At 58.6% G+C, this 21,064-nt stretch carries 22 protein-coding genes and 1 pseudogene; 16 read left to right on the top strand and 7 right to left on the bottom strand.

Annotated features, from left to right (window positions below; all coding sequences use genetic code 11):
* The first annotated feature begins 81 nt into the window (after window positions 1–81).
* On the top strand, window positions 82–717 hold the full coding sequence (locus ACIPR4_RS08830) for a hypothetical protein (protein ID WP_144312371.1): 636 nt from the start codon (window positions 82–84) through the stop codon (window positions 715–717).
* Between the two features lie 5 nt (window positions 718–722).
* Here the strand turns inward: ACIPR4_RS08830 and ACIPR4_RS08825 are convergent, their stop codons facing one another.
* A complete protein-coding gene (locus tag ACIPR4_RS08825) occupies window positions 723–905 on the bottom strand; it encodes a hypothetical protein (protein WP_013568313.1) in 183 nt (60 codons plus the stop codon).
* A gap of 201 nt (window positions 906–1,106) precedes the next feature.
* Between ACIPR4_RS08825 and uvrA the strand changes: the two genes are divergently transcribed.
* Genes uvrA through pyrE form a run of 3 tightly spaced genes read left to right on the top strand, consistent with a single transcriptional unit; the run spans window position 1,107 to window position 5,675 of the window.
* On the top strand, window positions 1,107–4,145 hold the full coding sequence (gene uvrA / locus ACIPR4_RS08820; protein WP_013568312.1) for an excinuclease ABC subunit UvrA: 3,039 nt from the start codon (window positions 1,107–1,109) through the stop codon (window positions 4,143–4,145).
* Window positions 4,142–5,065, top strand: a complete 924-nt coding sequence (locus tag ACIPR4_RS08815) for a CPBP family intramembrane glutamic endopeptidase (protein ID WP_013568311.1) — start codon at window positions 4,142–4,144, stop codon at window positions 5,063–5,065. Before uvrA ends, ACIPR4_RS08815 begins: the two co-directional genes overlap by 4 nt.
* A 4-nt stretch (window positions 5,066–5,069) precedes the next feature.
* On the top strand, window positions 5,070–5,675 hold the full coding sequence (pyrE, locus tag ACIPR4_RS08810) for an orotate phosphoribosyltransferase (RefSeq protein WP_013568310.1): 606 nt from the start codon (window positions 5,070–5,072) through the stop codon (window positions 5,673–5,675).
* Here pyrE and ACIPR4_RS08805 read toward each other — a convergent pair.
* Window positions 5,672–5,902: a hypothetical protein gene (locus tag ACIPR4_RS08805; protein WP_013568309.1), complete on the bottom strand. Its 231-nt coding sequence runs from the start codon at window positions 5,900–5,902 to the stop codon at window positions 5,672–5,674. The genes pyrE and ACIPR4_RS08805 overlap by 4 nt on opposite strands.
* A gap of 30 nt (window positions 5,903–5,932) precedes the next feature.
* Here ACIPR4_RS08805 and ACIPR4_RS08800 point away from each other — a divergent pair, with 30 nt between their 5' ends.
* The 5 genes from ACIPR4_RS08800 to ACIPR4_RS08780 all read left to right on the top strand — a co-directional run bounded on the left by ACIPR4_RS08800 (window position 5,933) and on the right by ACIPR4_RS08780 (window position 10,857).
* Window positions 5,933–6,772 (top strand): PGN_0703 family putative restriction endonuclease, encoded by an 840-nt coding sequence (locus ACIPR4_RS08800; protein WP_013568308.1) that lies wholly within the window; start codon window positions 5,933–5,935, stop codon window positions 6,770–6,772.
* Entirely contained in the window at window positions 6,756–7,820 is a 1,065-nt protein-coding gene (gene mtnA / locus ACIPR4_RS08795) for an S-methyl-5-thioribose-1-phosphate isomerase (protein WP_013568307.1), read from the top strand. The genes ACIPR4_RS08800 and mtnA overlap by 17 nt, the downstream gene beginning before the upstream one ends.
* Window positions 7,821–7,823: 3 nt before the next feature.
* The gene (locus ACIPR4_RS08790; protein WP_013568306.1) at window positions 7,824–8,123 is read left to right on the top strand and encodes a hypothetical protein; all 300 of its coding nucleotides are present in this window, start codon (window positions 7,824–7,826) and stop codon (window positions 8,121–8,123) included.
* A 33-nt stretch (window positions 8,124–8,156) separates the two neighbouring features.
* Complete coding sequence (gene mscL / locus ACIPR4_RS08785; protein WP_013568305.1) at window positions 8,157–8,555, top strand: large conductance mechanosensitive channel protein MscL; 399 nt, start codon at window positions 8,157–8,159, stop codon at window positions 8,553–8,555.
* Window positions 8,556–8,655: 100 nt separating this feature from the next.
* Window positions 8,656–10,857 carry a M28 family metallopeptidase gene (locus ACIPR4_RS08780; RefSeq protein ID WP_013568304.1) on the top strand — a complete coding sequence of 734 codons (2,202 nt, stop codon included), beginning with the start codon at window positions 8,656–8,658 and terminating at the stop codon, window positions 10,855–10,857.
* 410 nt (window positions 10,858–11,267) lie between these two features.
* Here ACIPR4_RS08780 and thiC read toward each other — a convergent pair whose 3' ends face one another.
* A complete protein-coding gene (gene thiC, locus ACIPR4_RS08775; protein ID WP_013568303.1) occupies window positions 11,268–12,746 on the bottom strand; it encodes a phosphomethylpyrimidine synthase ThiC in 1,479 nt (492 codons plus the stop codon).
* Between the two features lie 96 nt (window positions 12,747–12,842).
* Between thiC and ACIPR4_RS08770 the strand changes: the two genes are divergently transcribed.
* Window positions 12,843–13,301 (top strand): cytochrome c maturation protein CcmE, encoded by a 459-nt coding sequence (locus tag ACIPR4_RS08770; protein WP_013568302.1) that lies wholly within the window; start codon window positions 12,843–12,845, stop codon window positions 13,299–13,301.
* A 1-nt stretch (window position 13,302) separates the two neighbouring features.
* Here the strand turns inward: ACIPR4_RS08770 and ACIPR4_RS22705 are convergent, their stop codons facing one another.
* Together ACIPR4_RS22705 and ACIPR4_RS23490 are read right to left on the bottom strand one after the other, a co-directional pair.
* A complete protein-coding gene (locus ACIPR4_RS22705) occupies window positions 13,303–13,515 on the bottom strand; it encodes a hypothetical protein (protein ID WP_041586007.1) in 213 nt (70 codons plus the stop codon).
* Window positions 13,516–13,660: 145 nt separating this feature from the next.
* Window positions 13,661–13,879, bottom strand: a pseudogene (locus ACIPR4_RS23490) (peptidase dimerization domain-containing protein); the annotation flags it as partial.
* 63 nt (window positions 13,880–13,942) lie between these two features.
* Here ACIPR4_RS23490 and ACIPR4_RS08755 point away from each other — a divergent pair.
* The 6 genes from ACIPR4_RS08755 to ACIPR4_RS08735 are packed head-to-tail and all read left to right on the top strand — an operon-like array spanning window position 13,943 to window position 17,854.
* Window positions 13,943–14,614: an ABC transporter ATP-binding protein gene (locus tag ACIPR4_RS08755; RefSeq protein WP_013568301.1), complete on the top strand. Its 672-nt coding sequence runs from the start codon at window positions 13,943–13,945 to the stop codon at window positions 14,612–14,614.
* Window positions 14,611–15,090, top strand: coding sequence for a Cys-tRNA(Pro) deacylase (gene ybaK / locus ACIPR4_RS08750; protein ID WP_013568300.1), 480 nt, complete (start codon window positions 14,611–14,613; stop codon window positions 15,088–15,090). Before ACIPR4_RS08755 ends, ybaK begins: the two co-directional genes overlap by 4 nt.
* Window positions 15,087–15,767 carry a heme exporter protein CcmB gene (locus ACIPR4_RS08745; RefSeq protein WP_013568299.1) on the top strand — a complete coding sequence of 227 codons (681 nt, stop codon included), beginning with the start codon at window positions 15,087–15,089 and terminating at the stop codon, window positions 15,765–15,767. The genes ybaK and ACIPR4_RS08745 overlap by 4 nt, the downstream gene beginning before the upstream one ends.
* 44 nt (window positions 15,768–15,811) lie before the next feature.
* Window positions 15,812–16,504, top strand: coding sequence for a cytochrome c biogenesis protein CcsA (gene ccsA, locus ACIPR4_RS08740; protein ID WP_013568298.1), 693 nt, complete (start codon window positions 15,812–15,814; stop codon window positions 16,502–16,504).
* 1 nt (window position 16,505) lies between these two features.
* Entirely contained in the window at window positions 16,506–16,634 is a 129-nt protein-coding gene (locus tag ACIPR4_RS23295) for a hypothetical protein (RefSeq protein ID WP_013568297.1), read from the top strand.
* Between the two features lie 2 nt (window positions 16,635–16,636).
* Complete coding sequence (locus ACIPR4_RS08735) at window positions 16,637–17,854, top strand: YncE family protein (protein ID WP_013568296.1); 1,218 nt, start codon at window positions 16,637–16,639, stop codon at window positions 17,852–17,854.
* Here ACIPR4_RS08735 and ACIPR4_RS08730 read toward each other — a convergent pair whose 3' ends face one another.
* Together ACIPR4_RS08730 and ACIPR4_RS08725 are read right to left on the bottom strand one after the other, a co-directional pair.
* Window positions 17,855–19,999, bottom strand: coding sequence for a PP2C family protein-serine/threonine phosphatase (locus ACIPR4_RS08730; protein WP_013568295.1), 2,145 nt, complete (start codon window positions 19,997–19,999; stop codon window positions 17,855–17,857).
* A complete protein-coding gene (locus ACIPR4_RS08725; protein ID WP_013568294.1) occupies window positions 19,999–20,994 on the bottom strand; it encodes a YihY/virulence factor BrkB family protein in 996 nt (331 codons plus the stop codon). The genes ACIPR4_RS08730 and ACIPR4_RS08725 overlap by 1 nt, the downstream gene beginning before the upstream one ends.
* Between the last annotated feature and the right edge of the window lie 70 nt (window positions 20,995–21,064).

Below are 21,064 nucleotides of genomic sequence, written 5' to 3'. Positions count from 1 at the left end.
GATTCGCAGAGAGAGCGTCCAAAGAATATGCGCCGAGCAGAACATAGACGGAACGTCCTGTTGGTAGCCCTCTTTGGAGGGGTGTTGCCCCTTTATGCGCAGCCCGCCCCCCGCACCTTGCCCAGCATCCCGCCGACGAACGCCACGCAGATCTCTGCTCCCCCCGCAGCGCCTGCCCCGCCCCGCGTCGGCAATGCCACGATCATATGGGAGAAGGGTCTACTCCGTGTGGACGCACGGAACAGCAGCCTGAACGCGATCCTTCGCGATATTTCTTTGCGGACTGGTTTAAAAATTGTAGGCGGCGTTCAGGAAGACCGTGTCTTTGGCACCTATGGCCCAGCGCCCGCCGCGACGGTGCTGCAACAGCTCCTGGATGGCACCAAGACCAATATGCTTCTGCAAAGCGATGCGGCCATGCTTCCGATTGTGCTGACGCTCACACCGCAAACTGGTCACGCCTCGCCTCCGAGCCCCATGACGGCCAGGGATGATCATCAGGACGAGGACAACAGGGTCTTCTCTCCGAACGATGCTCCTGACACACGGGCTCGTGATTTTGTACCTTTGGGAGCCCCGCCAGCAGGAGCAGCACCACCAGACCAGTCCCCCACGGGCGCAGCAGCCACCGACGACCAGACCACAAACGGCGCGCGGACTCCCCAGCAGATTATGGAACAGCTGCAAAAACTACGGTCGCAGCAACAAACTCAATAATTTTATTAGTTTCCGGCCATTTGGGCGGCAGAGAGGCTCTGCGCCTCGCGGGAAGCGATTCGCTGCTGCGCTGCCTGCATCGAATGCACGCGGAAAACACGAAACATACCCAGACAAATGCCGTACGCGATCAGAACTCCAGCGACGAGTGAGGCGAAGACGGCACTTACGAGAAGTGTGGAAGACACGGTTTAAAACTCCTTGAATCGATTGCAGTCCGCAAATACATGGATGGTCCGACTGCAAATTGCGCTGCCTGTCGAAATCAAGTTTGCCGTTCCTTTGCTCACAAAGGAAGTACCCACAAAGATTCCTCTCCGTCCGTACGGTTATTCTATAGGGATGGTGCTGGGAACCAAAGCCGGCGGCGTGTAGGGTCTTCCAATCGAATGAGTGTCACACACATTACTGTTCGCGGTGCGCGTCACCACAATCTTAAGAACATCAACGTCTCGATTCCGCGCAACACGTTGACGGTAGTCACCGGCCTCTCGGGCTCCGGCAAGAGTTCCCTTGCCTTCGACACCATCTACGCCGAGGGCCAGCGTCGCTACGTCGAGACCCTGTCCGCCTACGCGCGCCAGTTTCTGGACCAGATGGAGCGTCCGGATGTGGACTCCATCGAAGGCCTCAGCCCCGCGATCTCCATCGAACAAAAGACAACATCCCGCTCACCACGCTCGACTGTGGGAACGATTACCGAAATCTATGATTACCTTCGCCTTCTCTGGGCCAGCGTAGGCCGACCGCATTGCCCCAACTGCGGTCTCGAAATCACGCGCCAGTCCGCCGACCAGATCGTAGAACGCGTCGTCTCGCTCGAACCCGGCGAACGCATCACGGTTATGGCTCCGCTTGTCCGCGGCCGCAAGGGCGAGTTTCGTGAAGAGTTGGAGGCGTTGGACCAGCAAGGCTTCCGCGCCCGCGTCGATGGACAGATGATCGAGATCGAGGAAGGCATGCGCCTGGAAAAGCGCAAGAACCACACCATCGAAGCCATCGTCGACCGCATTCTTCTGAAAAAGGACGAGAACGGCAAGCCGGACACACGCCGCCTTGAAGCCAGCGTACAGAAGGCCCTGCAGATGGCGAACGGTCTTGTGCTTATCGGCATTCACGGCTATGACGAGACGCTGTACTCGTCCTCGATGGCCTGTCCCGAGTGCGGCATCAACGTGCCCAAACTCGAACCGCGCTCCTTCTCCTTCAACTCCACCTATGGTGCCTGCCCGGAGTGCAACGGCCTCGGCTCCATCTACGACTTCGATCCCGCAAAGACCATTACCGATTGGAGTAAGCCGCTTCTCGACGGCGCGATGGGGCCAGGTTCGAGTTCAAGCTACCTTCTGCGCCTGATCAAACTCGGCGCGGAAAAATACAAGATCAACCTCAAGCTTCCCTTTGAAGAGCTCTCTGAGCCGCACCAGAAGATTCTGCTCTACGGCCCACCGCGCGGCGAATCCGCCCGCACCGGCTTCCACGGCATATTCTCCTACCTACGCGATTCGATGGAAGAGTCCAAGAGCGACTCCTTCCGCGAGTACTACATGCAATTCATGTCCGCGACTGAGTGCCCGCAGTGCAAGGGCCAGCGCCTGCGTCCGGAGTCACTCGCCGTCACCGTCGAAGGCCGCTCCATCGCCGACTTCACTTCGCTCTCACTCGCCCGTGCCATGACCGCCGCCCGAGCCATGAAGTTTGTAGGCCGCGAGAAGCTAATCGCCGACCGCCTCCAGCGCGAGGTTATAGAACGCCTCGAATTCCTCAACGCCGTCGGCCTGAACTACCTTTCGCTCAACCGTAGCGCCGCTACGCTCAGCGGTGGCGAAGGCCAGCGTATCAGGCTTGCAACGCAGATCGGTTCGCGTCTGCGTGGTGTCCTCTATGTTCTCGATGAGCCTTCCATTGGTCTGCACCAGAGGGACAACATGCGTCTCATCCAGGCCATGGAAAACCTCCGCGACCTTGGCAACACTGTGCTGGTTGTGGAGCACGACGAAGACACCATCCAGAAGGCCGATTATGTTCTCGATCTGGGGCCGGGTGCGGGCAAAAACGGCGGTGAATTGATCGCCGCAGGCACACCGGCGGAGATCATGGCCGAGCCGAACTCGCTCACCGGAAGATATATGTCCGGCGAAATTGAGATCCTTTCGCGACCCGTTCCGCGCGCCCTCAGTGGAAAGTGGATCACCGTAGAAAACGCCCGCAGCCACAACCTGCAGAACGTTACCGCAAAGTTCCCCCTCGGCGTCATGACGGTCGTCACCGGCGTCAGCGGAAGCGGTAAGAGCACCCTCGTCAACGACATCCTTTATCGCTCGCTGGCAAAGCTTCTCTACCGCAGCAAAGAGGAGCCCGGCCTCCACGGCGCGGTACTTGGAGCGGAACAGCTCGATAAAGTCATCCAGATCGACCAATCCCCGATCGGTCGCACCCCCCGTTCAAATCCGGCAACGTATACGGGCGTCTTCACTGCAATCCGCGATCTTTTTGCCATGCTTCCAGACAGTCGCGAACGTGGCTACAAGCCCGGCCGCTTCAGCTTCAACGTTCAAGGTGGCCGCTGCGAAGCCTGCCAGGGCGACGGTCAGCGCCGCATCGAGATGAACTTCCTTCCGGATGTCTACGTTCTCTGCGAAGTCTGCAATGGACGTCGCTACAACCAGGAGACGCTCAGCGTAAAGTTCAACGGCCACTCCATCGCGGATGTCCTCGATCTCTCCATCGCCGACGCGCTCACGATTCTGGCCGACATCCCGAACGTCAAGATCAAGCTGCAAACGCTCGTCGACGTCGGCCTGGGATACATCCATCTCGGACAGTCCGCGACCACGCTCTCTGGCGGCGAAGCGCAGCGCATGAAGCTGGCAAAGGAGCTCAGTAAGCGTCAGACCGGAAAGACACTGTACCTTCTCGACGAACCCACCACGGGCCTTCACTTCGACGACGTCCGCAAGCTCCTCGAAGTGCTTGACCGACTCACCGATCTCGGCAACTCAATCATCATCATCGAGCACAATCTGGACGTGATCCGCAACGCGGACTGGATTCTCGACATGGGTCCCGAAGGCGGTGAAGGTGGCGGCACAATCGTCGCCGAAGGAACGCCGGAGCAAGTCGCCCGCGTCGAGACCTCGTACACGGGAGAGTTTCTCGCTCGGCATTATGTTGCTCGCCCGGGAAGCATGCGGCCTCCTGCACCGAAATATGAAGCCCCCGTTATCGTGAAGACGGAGGTCGCGAACGCCACCAAGTTCGCGCCTTCCGCCGAAGAGAAAGCGGCCAAGCGCAAGGCGGCTGCCAAGACTGCGGCGAAAAAGAGCGCCGAGAAAAAGGCCGCGCGCGAAGCGGAGACTCCGGTAGCTCCTACACCTAAAAAGGTCGCTCCCCAAAAAGCGGCCAAGAAGAAGGCGGCTAAGAAGTGAGCGACGACTGGAAGGACAGCTTCCACGACCGTACCGAGATCGCCAGAACCGGCGAGGTGATCGGAGGCGATCTCGTCCACGAGGCACTGGCTGCTGAGCCGGAGCCTTTGCCCGAAGATCGCCGTCAGCCGCATCTTGGCTATGCACTCTCGCTTGCGCTCATGGCCGTCGTCTTCACGCCCCTGGTCCTGGGCATAATCCTCGGCTGCGGCATCGCTACGGGCGCTCTTCCCAAAGACGCAATGCGTCACCTCCTCGATTTTCCTCGCATCACCGTCTTCGCGAACCTTGCCGGAACAGCCGTCACACTTCTGGCCGGATGGGCGATCTTTCAAGCGATGTGGAAGCGGCCCTTCTGGTCTGTCGTTCAGCTGAATCCCGCTGCGCTGGAAGGACGTGCAGGCAAACTCATGCTCACCGGCCTGGCGATGAGTCTTTCCGCATCCGCCATCGAGCATCTCCTCACGCTTCCAAAAGAGATGCCCATAGAAACCTTCTTTCACGCCCGTGGCGTTCTCTGGATGTTGACCTTCTATGGCGTCATCATCGCTCCACTCTTTGAAGAGACGCTCTTTCGCGGGATGCTTCTTCCGGCGCTCGCCATGGCCTTCGACTGGTTTCGTCGTACACCGATCGAACCGGAGGACCTGTGGAAGCACGGCCTCTCCCGCCGCGCTGTCGCGCTCAGTGCGGTGCTGACTAGTATCGGATTCGCCAGCCTTCATGCGAACCAGCTCGGCAACGCGTGGAACGCCGTCGCAGTTCTGGTCTGTGTCGGTCTTGGGCTGGCCTGGGTTCGCTTGAAGTACGACTCGCTTGCCGCTTCCATCCTCGTCCACGCCGCGTATAACGGCAGCCTCTTCCTGGGCATGTTTATCGCCACGGGTGGATATCGCCATCTGGATAATCTGACAAAGTAAAATCATGCTCATGCATGATGAACGCAAAGCTCTCCTCGAACTCATCGCAGCCAAAAGCTTTCGTCTTGGCGACTTCACGCTTGCCTCGGGCAAGAAGAGCGACTATTACATCGACTGCCGCATCACCACGCTCGATGCCGAGGGTGGACGCCTCTCAGGACTGATCCTCGCGGACCTAATCCGCACCTACGCGCCGGAAGCAGAAGGCGTCGGCGGCCTGACTATGGGTGCCGATCCGCTCGTCTCCAACACCGCCAGCGCTACCGCGTGGTGGCACCTCTCGCATCCCCAGTCGCCACTCGTCCATGGCTTCCTTGTACGTAAACAGGAGAAGACCCACGGCACCGGACGCCGCGTCGAAGGCTTCGTCAAAGAGAATGCACCTGTGGTCATTGTGGATGACGTCTGTACCACCGGGGGTTCCACAGTTACGGCCATCGAAGCGGCAAAGGCTGCGGGCATGAACGTGGTCGCGGTGATGTGCCTTGTCGACCGCCAGCAGGGTGGCCGCGAGACCATCGAAGCCGCAGCGCCGGGCGCAAAGTTTGTGAACGTCTTCACCGCAGAGGATGTTCGCGCGATCAAGCTGAGCCAGGCGAAATCAGCCTAAAGATCCGTCGCTTCGCTCACACTGACGCCTTCTTTAGTAAATGCGACCTTACATTTCCCGCAAACCGGACAGACGCGTCCCTTCCGGTGCAACACCTGCGAAGTCACAAACACCTTGCCACACGCGAAGCAGCGTATCGCTGCCGTATTTCCGTACCAGTCCTCGTCTTGTCCGAGGTTGTTCTTGTCTAACAGGCGCATCTCCCGATAGTAGATGGGTTCTGGCATGTTCGCCCTTTCATCGCCTAAAATCGATGCATGGCCTCCGCCCGCACTCTGGCAAACGAGATCAACGCACGCAATCACGCACGCGCGGCGTCGCATGATCACGACCAGACCTATGGCTCCGTTCCATCGATCCTCTATCGCGAAAGCGAAGGCTCCCACGGCAACTTCTTCCCTGCGGCGTGGCGCGCAATCCAGAAGAATCCGGCGTGGCGCAGCCGTCTTGAAAAGACCTATACCGGCTCAAACCGCATCGCGCGTGGCAGCGAGCGCTGGCGTGGCGAGCTGGAATGTGCGACCAGCAGCGACGCGCTCCTGATGAACATCTTCTGCACGCCTGCCACTCTGGGATCAATAAAACTCCGCGCTCTTCTGAACCTGAGCACCAACGACCAACCAGACTTCGGCTGGCGCAGCCGAACTCCTCTACAGGACGACTACGACGACCGCACCGAGATCGACATGCGGTTGGGTGATCTGCTGATCGAAGCCAAGCTCTGCGAAGGCGACTTTCAGACCGGTCGTGCCGACCTCATGGCCCGTTATCCGCTCTTCGAAGAAACCTTCGACACCGAAGTTCTACCGCGAAAGCAGAAGAACTTCCTCTCCTACCAACTTCTCCGCGGGGTGATGGCGGCGGTGGAGCATGACGCTCGCTTCTGCCTGATGTGCGACGGGCGCAGGCCTGACCTCATCTCCAGATGGTTCAACGTACTCTCCGCCGTGCGCTCCAGCAGTGTCCGTTGCCGCCTTCAACTGGTCACGTGGCAGGAAATAGCGCTGTGCCTGCCACATCCACTGCAAAGCTTCCTCGCGACCAAGTATGGGATCGGCGAAGGCGATAAAATAGAGAGCGATGATTCCTACACTTGAGTGGACCAAAGATGGCGTGCGCTTCCTCGATCAGACGAAGCTCCCGCTCGAAGAAATCTACGTAACCGCGACCAGCTATGACGATATCGCTACGATCATTCGCGACATGATCGTTCGTGGTGCTCCCGCCATCGGTGTCAGCGCCGCCATGGGCGTCGCTCTCGGTGTGGAGCGCTCCAAAGCAACCGACATCGACAGCCTCACCAAGGAAGTCGAAGTGATGTGTGACGTGCTCGCGAAGACGCGTCCCACCGCGGTCAATCTCTTCTGGGCGATCGAGCGCATGCGTGCGAAGTACTACGCCCTGGCCTCGCAGCCGGACGCGACCATCGCGAAGATTCAGGCCTCCCTCATTGACGAAGCGAAGACCATGTACAACGAAGACATCGCTGCCTGTAAGAGAATGGGGGCCTTCGGCGCGGAGCTTCTTCCGAAGTCCGGCACGGTCCTGACCCACTGCAACGCTGGAGCACTGGCGACCTGCGGCTACGGCACGGCCCTCGGCGTGATTCGCGCCGCGGTAGAACGCGGAGCCAAGATCGACGTCTTCGCCGATGAGACACGTCCCTATCTTCAGGGTGCGCGCCTTACGGCATGGGAGCTCCTGCATGACGGCATTCCCACCACCGTTCTGTGCGACAACATGAGCGGTTCTCTCATGCGCGCTGGCCGTATCCAGGCTGTGATTGTTGGCGCAGATCGCATCGCTGCCAACGGCGACGTCGCCAATAAAATTGGCACCTACTCGGTCGCGGTACTCGCAAAAGAACACGGCATTCCGTTCTTCGTTGCTGCTCCCTGGTCCACCATCGATCTAGCCACAGCGACCGGCGATGGCATTCCCATCGAACAGCGCGATGCTCGCGAGGTCACCCACTCCAACGGCAAGCAGATGACCCCGGACGGCTGCGGTATCGAAAACCCCGCCTTCGACGTAACTCCCGCAAAATACGTCACGGCCATCATCACCGAAAAGGGCGTGCTCCGCTCCCCTTACGCTGACAGCATGCGCGCGATGATGGAAGAAGCAGAAACGGCAAAGGCCTAAGAGGTGCGCCGCTCCATTCGCTGGGCGGACTGGCGGGAAAAATCGCTGGTCCGCGGCAACGCACTCGTCATTGTGTCTCTCATTGCAGCCTTCGCCCTCTCGCACTTCCCGTACAACCAGCCCTCGCTCTGGCTCATCCTTCCCACATGCGTTGCCGCGCTTGGAACGGTCGATACACTCCGCTGCATGCAGCCGCGATGGAGTTGGTATCACGGCGGCGTTCTGCTGTGTGTGTATATGGATTTGATGGTAGTGACACTGATTCTCTTTTTTCTGGTCTACCCATATCTCGGTTCGCGATAAGCTTGCCGAACACTAGATCCAAGGAGCTTCACCATGCTGAAAGGTTTTAGAGATTTCATCCTGCGCGGCAATGTGATGGACCTCGCAGTTGCAGTCATCATCGGTGCGGCGTTTACCGCCATTGTGAACTCGCTTGTGGAAAAGATTATTAACCCGCTTCTCGGCGCGTTTATCGGCAAGCCCAACTTTGGCTTCCTCATCGCCCATGTACACGGAGGCGAAGTCCGTTATGGCGATTTCCTTACGGCCATCATCAATTTCATCCTGATGGCGAGCGTCGTCTACTTCCTCCTTGTTCTCCCTACCCAATATCTCTTGAAGAAGTTCAATCCGCCTGCGCCACCCTCCACCAAGACCTGCCCTGAGTGCAAGAGCGACATCCCACTCGATGCGAAACGTTGCAAGTTCTGCGCGCAGCCGGTCGCTGTCTAAAAGGTTTTCTTTTTTTTCTTTGAAGGTCGGGCCTATAGCTCGGCCTTTTTCCTTGTACTCTCTACTCATCCCATTCAGCCCTTCAGGAGATCACTTCAACGTGTCTCGACTTTTTCGTGTGCCAGCTCGCGTAATCTCCGCATTGTGTGTCGTCTCGATTCTCTACTCCACCGCAACCGCGCAAAGCGCCCCGCAAAAGGTCTTCGGCTATCGGGACTTTACGGAGCAGGCAAAGCTGGACACCGCCTTCATGGCCGTACCGGACGCGAAGCTGGCTGGGACGCACCTTAAGGAGTTGACCAAGGCTCCCCACTGGGCCAGTTCGCCAGAGGATTACGCCACAGCCGAGTACGTCGCGGCAAAGTTCAAAGCTGCGGGCCTGGAGACAGAGATCGTTCCCTACCGGGTCTATTTGAACAAGCCAAAGAAGATCGTCCTTGAGGCGCGTGACGCAGACGGCAAGGTCGTGATGACCGGGCCGACGAAGGAGCATGTTGACCCATCGAAGGACGGTGGTGACCTATTTCAGGACGACCTGCGCGTCCTCCCCGCCTTCAACGGCAGCTCTCCATCCGGAGACATCACCGGAGAGGTCGTCTATGCCAACTACGGCACTCTGGCTGACTTCAAGACGCTGCGCGATATGGGCGTCGACCTCAAAGGGAAGATCGCCCTCGTTCGCTACGGCCAGAACTTCCGGGGCGTCAAGGTGTACATCGCGCAGAAGCTCGGCATGGCGGGCGTTTTGATCTACTCCGATCCGGCGGACGACGGGTACGTTCGGGGCGATATGTACCCAAAAGGACCCTACCGGCCCGAGAGTGGCGTGCAGCGCGGGAGCGTGCAGTTCATCGCGAAGTACACGGGCGACCCGATGACTCCCGGTGTAGCATCCACGATGTCTCTGCCGGAGAGCAAGCGCCTCGCTCCCGACAAACTCACGGAGGACAATCCCTCGATCCCGTCGAATCCAATCAGTTATCACGACGCCCTCCCCATTCTTCAGCGCCTCGGAGGCCCAGCGTCACCCCGCAACTGGCAGGGCGGGCTTCCCTTCACGTACCACCTTGGATCGACGGCTACCGCTGGGACGTCTCCTGCGGTGAAGGTCCACATGCATCTGGAGCAGGACTATGCCATCCGCACGATCTGGGACGTCATTGGGAAGATTCGCGGTACGGAGGATCCAGACGCATGGGTCGTCGCCGGGAATCATCGTGATGCATGGGTTTATGGGGCGGTCGATCCCAACAGCGGCACCGCTGCCATGCTGGAGACCGTCCACGGCCTGGGCGAGTTGATCAAACAGGGTTGGAAGCCCAAGCGCACGATCGTCATTGGCAGCTGGGACGCTGAGGAAGAGGGCTTGGTCGGATCCACCGAATGGACCGAAGAACACGCCGAAGAGCTATCCCACGCCGTCGCCTACTTCAATACGGATGTCGGCGTCAGCGGGCCGCACTTCAACGCAGAGGCGGTGCCCAGCCTTAAACAGTTCGTTCGGGAAGTGACGCAGCAGGTTCCCAGTCCCTCGGGCGGCACCGTATACGACGCCTGGAAGCACGACCAGCAAACCAATGAGGACAACCGCGCACGCACGCGCGCTACGGCTCAGGGTGTCGCAGGCGGCGAAGTACGCATTGGCAACCTCGGCAGCGGGTCGGACTACACTCCTTTCTTCCAGCACGTCGGCGTACCGGCGACGGACTTCGGTTCAGGCGGAAACTACGGCGTCTACCACTCAGTCTTCGATAACTACAACTGGTTCATCAAGTTCGCGGATCCCACTTTCGTTTACGAACAGCAGCAGGCGCGTGTTCTTGGTCTGGAGATTCTGCACATGGCCGATGCTGATGTGCTGCCCTATGATTACCGCCTCTACGGGCAGGAGGTCGTCTCCTACATTAATGGCGTGGCAAAGGACGCGACGGCGGCAGGTATTATCCTGGACACCACGGCGCTTCTGAAGGCTGCGGAGCGCTTTCGCAATGCGGGCGAGGCGGTCTATGCCCGGCAGAACGATCTTCCCACAGGTTCTACCGGCGCCTTTAACGCTAGCCTGCGCAAGGCGGAGGAGATGCTCCTCAATCCCGTCGGCCTTCCGGAGCGTGCCTGGTTCAAGCACACGATCTATGCGCCGGGCGAGTTTACCGGCTACGCCGCCGTCGTAATTCCCGGAATTACCGAGGCTTTGGATGGGGGGCTCGGCAAACCGAACGCCACGCTCGCACAGGATCAGGCGCAAATCCTGACGGATGCACTCAATCGGTCCGCTTTGGTACTGGAGGCCATTACCCGGTAGTACAACTTTGGTGACCGGTTCTCTAAACCGATGTGGGATGTTGATGGTTTGGTAGACATCGCATCATGGGAATGTCTGAGCCGCTTATAACTCTCCGCCCAGCCCAGGACGTCACTTGATTCATGTGAACCAACTTCGGACGCACCAGATGTGCTCCGCTCCTTGCCCCCATATCACCCTTCGACGGGTGGCTGGCATGGCATTCAACTTCAGTGCCTCCCAGGTGACCCAGAACTTCCTCCCACAGCCAGATCTATCTCCTCCGCCAGGATTCCGCATTAGCGAAACCGGAAGACAGATCCTGCGGATCTCGGATCTGACAACGAAATTCGCTTAGTGGTCCGAGACGGAAAAGGGCCGCACTCACAAAGAGTGCGGCCCTTCTTCATTTAACGCGGAAGCGCGTGGGATTAGTTTCTCAGTGCCATCTGCTCGGTCACGATCTGCGTCAGGTCCTGCTTCTTCAAACCATGGACCTGCTCGTTGTACTCATCCACCTTGCTCGACCAGTTCATGGAGCAGAACTTCGGTCCGCACATGGAGCAGAACGCCGCCTCTTTGTAGTAGTCGTCCGGAAGCGTCTCGTCGTGCATGCTGCGCGCCGTTTCAGGATCGAGCGACAACGCAAACTGCTTGTCCCAATCGAAGGTGTAGCGGGCATGCGAGATCGCATCGTCACGATCGCGTGCGCCGGGGCGATGACGGGCGATATCAGCCGCGTGGGCGGCAATCTTGTAGGCGATGATGCCGTCCTTCACGTCCTTCTCGTTCGGCAGACCGAGATGCTCCTTCGGTGTGACGTAGCAGAGCATGGCAGCGCCGTGCCAACCGATCATGGCAGCACCGATCGCAGAGGTGATGTGGTCATAACCAGGAGCGATGTCCGTGACCAGAGGTCCAAGAACATAGAACGGTGCGCCATCGCAGAGTTCCACTTCTTTATCCACCTGCAGCTTGATCTGGTCCATCGGAATGTGTCCAGGCCCTTCGATCATGACCTGCACATCGTCCTTCCAGGCCTGACGCGTCAGTTCGCCCAGCGTCTTCAACTCGGCAAACTGCGCTTCGTCAGAGGCGTCTGCAAGGCAGCCGGGACGCAGGCCATCGCCCAGCGAGTAGCTGACGTCGTACTTCGCCATCAGCTTGGTGATGCGGTCGAAGTTTTCGTAGAGAAAGTTCTGCTTGTGATTCGAAGTCATCCACTGGGCCAGGATGGCTCCGCCGCGGGAGACAATGCCCGTGATGCGCTTCGAGACCATCGGAACGTACTGAATGAGCACGCCAGCGTGGATCGTGAAGTAATCCACACCCTGCTGCGCCTGCTCTTCAATGACTTCGAGGTAAAGATCGATATTGAGGTCTTCGACGCGCTTCACGCGGGACAACGCCTCGTACAAAGGCACGGTGCCGATCGGAACCGGCGAGTGACGCAGAATCTGTTGACGGATCGCAGGAATATCGCCACCCGTGGAAAGGTCCATGACCGTATCCGCGCCGAAATGTACAGCCGTATGCAACTTGCGAAGCTCTTCGTCCACATTGGACGTGATGGCGGAGTTACCGATGTTCGCATTGATCTTGCAGAGCGATCCCACACCGATCGCCATAGGCTCCAACTCCGGGTGATTGATGTTCGCAGGAATAATCATTCGGCCAATCGCGATCTCGTCGCGGATAAACCCGCCAGTCAGCTTTTCTTTATGGGCCACGAAGGCCATCTCTTCGGTAATCAAGCCCTTGCGTGCAAAGTGCATCTGGCTCATGTTCGTATCGCCAGTGCGGGCAGCCTCTTCCTTGCGCTTGACGATCCACTCCGAGCGCGGCGTGGGCACGGCGTACTGTCCGCTACCGTTCGTGGAATGACCGTTGCCGTTGCTGTGTTCACTCATTCGTTGGGCCTCGTCCTTCGTGAAGATTCATCGCCAAGTATACGCCGCTAAAGCCCCTCGTCCTTTGACCCACCTTCGCTGTAGACTGGAAAAGACATGAAGAATCAACGCCAGATCATCCGGTTCGTGATTGCAGCCGTCATCATAGTAGGAACGGTCACGTACCTCGCCATAACCGGCGCGAATGCGGGCAAAAGCTACTACTGCACCATTGCGGAGATGCACGGGATGGGCGACAAGGCCTACTCTCGCAGCCTGCGCGTCGCGGGCAACGTCAAACCGGGCTCGATTCACCGCTTCGGTCCGCGCGCCGACTTCATCCTTCTGGAGCAGGGCAAAGAGCTTCCCGTAAATTACATGGGCTCAGAACCGCCACCCGACACATTCAAGGACGATGCCCAGGCCCTCGCCATGGGCCATCTCGGCCGCGACGGTGTCTTTCATGCGAACCAGCTACAGGCGAAGTGCGCGAGCAAGTACGCTCCGGTCGACCCAAAGAAGCAGGCAGACAAGCCGGCAACCACTGCGGCTGTAATCGTTACTCCGACTCGCTAACTTACTTCTTCGTCAGTTCCACCATGAAGCGATACATGAACTCCGCTCCCGTATCGAACGAGTCTACGGCCAGGCGCTCATCCCGCCCGTGCGCGCGTCCCTCGTCAATCTGAAAGCCTGAGATGCCGTAGCTGGGAATGCCCGCAGCCATGGTGTAGATCATGGTGTAGATAGAGTCCGTCGCACCCGGTTCCCATCCGGGGCAAAATCTCAATCCCCTTCCAGAACTGCTCCGTCGTCCGGTGCAATGCGCCGAAGACGACCGGATCAAGCGGAGGTGGAGGCAGGGCCTTGTCGTCTGGGTCATGCGAAGGCGTCTTCCCCTTCATATATCCGAACTCGACATTGACCCCGGGATCTCCGACGATCTTTACCAGTTCCTCGCGTACCTCACGCGCGGAATGTCCAGGCAGGATTCGGCAGTTTACATTGGCCTCCGCCGTCTGGGGCAGCGCATTCTCCAGCTGCCGAAAAACCTCCCGCGCAAGCGTCTGATCCTCGGGAGCAGGCCTCAAGATCTGCGCGGAGAGATACGTAGAAACGACAATCAACGGGACAAACGCGTAAAAAGCTCGCATAGGATTTCAGACCTCATGTAAGACCGCACAGGGGATGCACTTATACTCGCATGGAGGCTATTATTGGACGCAGAAACACAGTTCGCCGTCGAAGCAGTACGGGTCTCCAAGCTCTACGACACCTTCGCTGCTCTGCGCCACGCCACCTGCAACTTCGCTACCGGCGGCCTGCACCTCATCCTCGGTGAAAACGGAGCGGGTAAAAGCACCCTGCTGCGCATCATCGCGGGGCTTTCTACTCCCAACGCTGGCACTGTCCGAGTATTGAACCAGAGCCCAGGCGCAGCCAAAGGCGTCGCTTATATGAGCCACGCCCCGATGCTCTATGACGAGATGACGGCGATGGAAAACCTCAGCTACTTTGCGACGCTCTATGCAGAACCGAACTCCTGCGGATGTTCTATCTCTCCAGAGATGGCGCTGCGCTCCGTTGGTCTGGATCCACACCTCACACGTCCCGTCGGCAACCTTTCGCAGGGCATGCGCCAGCGCGCCTCCGTGGCTCGTGCGCTCATGGCCGACCCTGTCCTACTTCTCCTCGACGAGCCTTTCAGCAACATGGACGTTGAAGGTGCGCGTCAGATGCTCGATCTTCTGCTCGACTTCAAGACCTGGCCCAGCCCTCTTGGAACCCGCACCATCCTTCTCACAACCCACCAGGCTGACCTCGTTCTGCCGGTAGCGGACACCGTCACACGTATCCACCGCGGGGCCGTAGTGGTGGATGCCGCATGAAAACCAACGCCGCGCGCATACTGGACGGCCTGAAGATTTCTTATCGAACCATTGAATATGAGGTAGACCTCAACGATCTCTCCGCGCCCAACGTTGCCGCCAAGATCGGTATGCCGCTGGAACAGGTATTCAAAACCCTTGTCTGCCGTCTGCAGGATGGAGAACACGTCTTCGCGGTGGTTCCTGGCGGCGATGAGGTGGACCTGAAAAAATTGGCGGGCGCAGCCGGAGCCAAGAAGGCCGATCTCGCGCCTCTGGCAGAGGTGGAACCACTCACAGGTTACGTGCGTGGTGGAGTTACGGTCATCGGTGCAAAGAAGCCGTTTCGCGCTTTCGCCGATGAGACCATCGAGCTCTTCGAAGAGGTTAGTCTCTCCGCTGGAATGCGGGGTTTGCAGATCGTCCTTGCTCCCGCCGATTATCTGCGAGCCACCTCTGCGACGGTCGCCGACCTGACCAAGGCCGTGCACGGATGAGATATCTCCGCACCATGCTGCATCATCTTTTAAAAGATCTTCGCCTGGAGTGGCGCAGCCGCGACGCTGTCGTTGGTATCCTCTTTTTTACCTTGCTTGTTGCTGTGGTCTTCTCCATGGCCTTCGACCCCACCGGCAACCCCACGCTCGCGCGCGAGATTGCGGGCGGCCTTCTCTGGGTCGGGCTGCTTTTTGCGTCGATTACCGCGCTCAATGGAAGCTGGGACCGCGAGCGACGCAATCACGTCCTCGATGCTCACCGGATGGCGCCAGCCCCACCCAGCGCTCTCTTTCTCGGCAAGGCCCTCGCTAACTTCGTCTTCGTCACGCTGGTGGAACTCATCCTCGCGCCCGTCTTCGTCCTCTTCTTCAACCTTCATGTCTTGGGGCAGGTCTGGTGGCTCGCTGCGATTCTGCCGCTCGGGACGTGGGCGCTCGTGGTGAATGGGACTTTCTTTGCTGCACTAAGCCTTCGCACACGTAATCGACAGATGCTGCTTCCCCTTGTTCTCTTTCCAATCACCATCCCCGCCCTGCTGGCGATGGTGCAGGCCACCACCGGCGTTGTCACAGGTGAGTTCGAACCCGATCTTTGGCTGAAGCTCCTTGCCGGCTTCGACGTCTCTTTTACGACCGCATGCCTCCTGCTCTTCGGCGCGGTTCTGGATGCAGAGTAGCCCCCAACTTCGATTCGCCCTCAGAGAGGTAAACTGGAAGCACGATGAAAAGGTTTTTCTGGATATGGTCCGCAGTCGCCGTCGCGCTCCTGGCTTACGGCTTCTGGCAAGGGATGTATGTCGCTCCCACCGAGGCCACAATGGGCCCCATCCAACGCATCTTCTACTGGCACGTTCCCATCAATATCTTTGCCGAGATCAGCCCGTATGTGAACATGTTCGCCTCGATTGCTTACCTGCTCTATCGCGGCAAGGACATGCACAAGGCGATGATCGCGGATGCGCTTGCACTTGCATCCGCGGAAGTCACAGTCCTCTTCGTAAGTCTCGGCCTCATGAGCGGCATCCTCTGGGGCCGTCCGGCATGGGGGATCTGGTGGGCGTGGGATGCAAGAACCACGACGTATCTCCTTCTTTGGCTGCTTTATGTGAGCTATCTCCTCGTTCGCCGGTATACCAGCGGAGTACAGGCGTACACGCTTGCCGCAGTCCTCAGCGTCTTTGCTGGCATTGACGTTCCGATTGTCTACAAATCGATTAGCTGGTGGCGCACACAGCACCCTGCTCCTGTACTCACCGGGGATGGCTATCTCGACCCGGATATGAAGCGCGCTTTTGCATGGAACGCGCTCGCCTGGATTATGTGGGGCACCTCTCTTGTTTGGGCCCGGTACGCCATCATTCGACGGGAACAGAAGATCCGCGAGAGCGCGGCTCTGGAAGCGATGGAGGCCTAGCATGGACAGCAACTACGGCACCATGGGAACACAGTTCCTGCACATCACCTACGCGGCCATCATCGTCGCGCAGATTGCGTACGTCGGTTGGCTCGCCTATCGCTGGTCGCGAACGACGAAAGGCCGTTAAAAATGAAATGCGGTCCCATCCTCCTCGCGGCCACAGTTGTCCTTACCGGTTGCAAGCACCGCAGCTTTCCTGACGTTCCTTCCGGCTATCGCGAGTTCGCCTATGTCTCCAACGGAGCCAGCAATACCGTCAGCGTGCTCGATCTTGTGTATCTTCGGCAGGATCGAATTCTTCGGGTGGGTCACCAGCCAACCGGCATTTCGGTCAACCCGCAAACCAACGAGGTCTACATCGTCAACACGGGCGATGGCACGGTCTCCGTCCTCAATGCTGAGAAGAACGAAATCGTCTCCACGATTGGCGTGCATTCCAAGCCTTTCTCTATTGCCGTGGATACCAATGGCCGCTTCGGCTATGTTGCCAACTCGGGAGCGAATAACGTCAGCGTCATCGACCTGGCCAAACGTCGCGAGATCGCCGTCGTCGGCACAGGGGAACAACCTGGCCTGGCTCGCGTTGCGCCTGATATGCGTACCCTCGCCGTCACGAACCGCAGTAGCGGAAGTGTTTCCCTTTACGATCTCGATCCAAAGTCCGCAGAAGCGGCGCGTCCCGACCACAAGGATGAGGAGCCGATCAAAGCCCCGCATCTCCGCGCCAGCTTCAACGGCTGCCCCGGCGTGACCGATGCCGTGATTCTGCCTGACTCCTCCAAGCTCTTTGCCGCCTGCTCTGGAGGCCATCAGGTTCTGTCCATCGGTCTGGCTTCGGCCCCGGGCTCGTGGGCTGCGAAGCAGGATGCAGGTACGCTCACTGATCGGCTCCTTGCGCGGCTGGATGTAGGCAAAACGCCTATCAACATCGCTCTTAAACCCGATGGCGGCGAAATTTTCGTCTCTAACTTCGACTCCGACTCCATTACGGAGATCTCTACGACTACGAACGAAGTCGGTGGAACTTACATGATCGGTCCCAAGCCGGTCTTTGGAGTCGTGAGCGCGGACAACACCACACTGTGGGTCTCCAACTTCGGCGCGGATTCAGTCAGTCTTTACTCCATCGACGATGGAAAGCGCACCGGCAGCGTCCATACCGGTCCAGCTCCGGACGCCCTCGCCTTCTCTGCCGACGAACATCTTCTTCTGGCGGCCAATACAGGTACGGGAGACGCAGCAGTCCTTCGCACGCAGGATCGTGACGGCAACCCGGGCCTCTTCACGATGCTTCCTACTGGAAATCAGCCGAACGCGATTGCCGTGAAGGCGTTCAAACAGAAATAGTTACGCCCGCGCCAGAACAAGGGTGATGTCGTCGGGCTGCTCATCGGCACCGATCCAGGCGTCCAGTGCGTCCAGCACCTGCGCTGCGATGGCAGCGAGCGGTTGGTCGCGCATCTGTTGCACGACTTCGATCAGGCGCTCTTCTCCAAACTCGCCAAAATCGTTCTCCGGCTCAGTCACGCCGTCGGAGAAGGCAATGAGGAGATCACCGGGGCTCAGCGTGACGGTCTCCTCGTCGTAGTGCATACCGTCCATCAGGCCCACGACTGTTCCGCCCTTGGTCAAGCGGCGAACACTGCCATCCGCGCAGAGCACGATGGGCGGCAGGTGGCCCGCATTGGAGCAGGTCAATTTGGAGGTCTCCACATTGTAGTGCGCGAGAAAGAGGGTCGCGTATTTTTCCGGCTGCGTACTGCGATAGAGATGTCGATTCAGCAACGCCAGGATCCGCCCCGGAGATTCAAAGACCTCACCGCCATCGGTGATGGCCTCTTCACCTCGGGGTGCGTTGAGACCGGATAGCGTGCTGCTGCTGTAGACCAGCTCCTCCGTCGCAAAGCGGTACGCGCGCACGGCGGAGTGCAGATTCGCCATCAGCAGGGCGGCGGAGATTCCCTTTCCACTGATATCGCCCAGAGCAATTCCGACGCCCGTTGGAACATTCGTATGCTCCGTATCTCTATGAAAAACCAGGAAGTCGTAGTAGTCACCCGAAACGGAGCGCGCAGGCCGGCAGACTCCATAGAGATCCAGTCCCGGCACCCATAGTTCTGCCACGGGAAAGAGATTGGCCTGTACTTCCTGCGCAATGGAAAGCTCGCTTTGCAGACGTTCTTTCTCTTTCTGCTCGTCCAGCAGGCGACCCAACGACGCGGACATCCGATTGAACGAGCTGCACAGGTCCGCGACCTGGTCCGTGCGCTGCACGTCAATCCGGTGCTGGAAATCCCCCTGGTCGATCCGCACTGTAGCATCGTAGAGAGCTTCGACGGACTCCGTGACCGTTCGGCTGAGTCGCCGAGCCATCCAAAGCGCGAAGATCTCCAAAAACGCGAAGAAGACGCAGACGGCAAGAAAGACAAAGCGAAGAAGGCTGGTGCTGCGGCCAGTCAGCGCGGCTCCAAAGAGCTGCCGGTAGAGCACCGAAGGTCGTGATTGCACGTTCAGCGGGACGACGGTCGGTGTTCCATCGTCCCACTGCATTGTAGGTACGGTGGAGAAAAAGCGGACGGTCAGGTCTCCTATATTCACTTTCGGAGGCATTTCTCCGCCCGCAATGATGGAGCCTTTTACTTCGGCTCGTCTGACGATCTTGTCTCCGGGTGCGTTGTCGCTATCGTCGGCCTCACGATTGGAGAGGCCAGGGACGACGCTGGCCGATCCAAGCTCCTCTGCAACCGAACCCATCAGCTCGCAATCTACGGGCACGCTCCCAATCACGATAAGCGTTCGGCCTCCGAGCAGCCGTCGACGGTCGATGGCTGCCAGCGAAAGGTGTTCGCCATCTAGAACCAGCGCGTGCGCCTCGTCTTTCTTGCCCTGCAAAAACCACTGTGGCAACCAGAGCGGTGTTCGGTCGTGCCCCATCGCGCCGTGCATTCCCACGGCATGCCCATCTAGAAACACTGCGGTCTGAACTGGGAGCGCAGACGCCTCTTCCTCTGGTGTTGTTGCGGGGATTTCGCCTTCGGTGGGTGGCGCCTTGTTTCCGGTGATCAGGTTCGCGATGTGGGCAGCAGTGGAAGTATTCTCCATCGCAACGCGGTCGAGTTTCCCTTCCATCCGCGCCGTAACGAGGTGAATCGCAAACTGCCCGGCAGCGACATACGCTGCCAGACCGAATAAGGCGCAAAAGAGCACCACTGGAGAAAGACCGATCAGCAGATACGTCAGAGTGAGCTTGTTTCTGAGACGCCAAAGCATCTCTCCCCGAGCGTGGCGGTACAGTACCGGTGTTCCCACAACCACGATGGCAATGAGCAGCAACCACTCCAGCCAGCTCACCCACCCGCCGCCCACCCCGGGCACCTGGCCCAAAGCCAGGCAGGTAAGAAATCCGGCCGTCATCCAGCCCACAGCCTGGACACGCGGACTCCACGCCGTCGCGCTGGTTATCGGACCGCTTCCTTGGTTCCTCAAACCCATCAGGCCTTTGTCTCTTGTTCTTTAGCCATCTTCAAACCATGTCGTGTCGCGGAAAAATGCGCTCCTGCCAACAAAAGAAGCCCCGACAAGAATGCCCACATCATCAAGCCTACGGAAATATAAAAGGGACCATAGACTCGTTGAAAATCAAGCCACGGGAGCACGTGGATATAAAGCTCCTTGCATGCCTCCCAGAGCAGCCCAATCACGATGGCTGTCGGTAAGACCGCCATCGCAGGGACCTTGCGATTCGGCAGAATCCAATAGATCAGGAAGAACAGCAAAATTCCAGCCAAAACTGCAAGCAGATGCATGAAGTTCTGCGAGACCACACGGTAAGTCGCGTTCTGCGTATGGCCGAAAAAGAGATACGCCAGAAGCGTCTGCTGGCCCGCCGTAAACGCGATGGAAGCCATCGCCAAAGCTCCGACGGCGAACGCCAGACCGAGCGAAACGATCTGGTTCTGCAGGTAGTTGCGGTTCTTTTTTACGTGCCACACGTTATTCAACGCAACCTCCAGCGGAAGAAACACGCCGGTCGAGCTAAAGAGAAGCATAAAGACCGAAAAGATCTGCACACCCTTCTGCGGATGGGCCAGCAGCTGCATATTTCGCATGACGAAATCCTGTCCGGTCGGCAGGAAGTAGTGCATCATCTCCCCGGCTACGCCTTCCATCGCCGCAGAGTGAAAGACCCTTCGCGAAAGCGTCAGCAGCAGCACAATAAAGGGAAACAAGGACAGGATCACATTCGCTGCTACCGAAAACGCATAGGTATGGACGTCCGTCTGCCCCAGATAATGCAGCAACGCTAGAAGCTGCCCACCTGAACCACCTTCCAGTGGAACAGGAAACGGCTCGCGCTCTCCCGGTGCCTCTGCTACAGAAGCCTTGGCGGCCACAATAGCAGCAACTGTGGGCGCTGTGGAATCCGGAACAGGATCGACACGCGGTACATCTTTCGAATCGTCGGGAGGTGGCAAGATCGAGGGCATAAGGTAGTTACCGCGGATACGCGTTCATCCCGTGCTGACGCTGGTATTGATCTTAAGGTTGAGACTTGCT

Origin of the sequence: Terriglobus saanensis SP1PR4, assembly GCF_000179915.2 — a bacterium.
Classification (GTDB): Bacteria; Acidobacteriota; Terriglobia; order Terriglobales; family Acidobacteriaceae; genus Terriglobus; species Terriglobus saanensis.
The sequence above is the reverse complement of the archived record's forward strand: the minus strand, read 5'-3'. Positions and strand labels throughout refer to the sequence as shown.

Bases quoted from the DNA above. Each gene is read 5' to 3' on its own strand.
- uvrA (WP_013568312.1), top strand. From the start codon at position 1,107: ATGAGTGTCACACACATTACTGTTCGCGGTGCGCGTCACCACAATCTT.
- pyrE (WP_013568310.1), top strand. From the start codon at position 5,070: ATGCTCATGCATGATGAACGCAAAGCTCTCCTCGAACTCATCGCAGCC.
- ACIPR4_RS08805 (WP_013568309.1), bottom strand. From the start codon at position 5,902: ATGCCAGAACCCATCTACTATCGGGAGATGCGCCTGTTAGACAAGAAC.
- ACIPR4_RS08800 (WP_013568308.1), top strand. From the start codon at position 5,933: ATGGCCTCCGCCCGCACTCTGGCAAACGAGATCAACGCACGCAATCAC.
- mtnA (WP_013568307.1), top strand. From the start codon at position 6,756: ATGATTCCTACACTTGAGTGGACCAAAGATGGCGTGCGCTTCCTCGAT.
- mscL (WP_013568305.1), top strand. From the start codon at position 8,157: ATGCTGAAAGGTTTTAGAGATTTCATCCTGCGCGGCAATGTGATGGAC.
- thiC (WP_013568303.1), bottom strand. From the start codon at position 12,746: ATGAGTGAACACAGCAACGGCAACGGTCATTCCACGAACGGTAGCGGA.
- ACIPR4_RS08770 (WP_013568302.1), top strand. From the start codon at position 12,843: ATGAAGAATCAACGCCAGATCATCCGGTTCGTGATTGCAGCCGTCATC.
- ybaK (WP_013568300.1), top strand. From the start codon at position 14,611: ATGAAAACCAACGCCGCGCGCATACTGGACGGCCTGAAGATTTCTTAT.
- ACIPR4_RS08745 (WP_013568299.1), top strand. From the start codon at position 15,087: ATGAGATATCTCCGCACCATGCTGCATCATCTTTTAAAAGATCTTCGC.
- ccsA (WP_013568298.1), top strand. From the start codon at position 15,812: ATGAAAAGGTTTTTCTGGATATGGTCCGCAGTCGCCGTCGCGCTCCTG.
- ACIPR4_RS23295 (WP_013568297.1), top strand. From the start codon at position 16,506: ATGGACAGCAACTACGGCACCATGGGAACACAGTTCCTGCACATCACC.
- ACIPR4_RS08735 (WP_013568296.1), top strand. From the start codon at position 16,637: ATGAAATGCGGTCCCATCCTCCTCGCGGCCACAGTTGTCCTTACCGGT.
- ACIPR4_RS08730 (WP_013568295.1), bottom strand. From the start codon at position 19,999: ATGGGTTTGAGGAACCAAGGAAGCGGTCCGATAACCAGCGCGACGGCG.
- ACIPR4_RS08725 (WP_013568294.1), bottom strand. From the start codon at position 20,994: ATGCCCTCGATCTTGCCACCTCCCGACGATTCGAAAGATGTACCGCGT.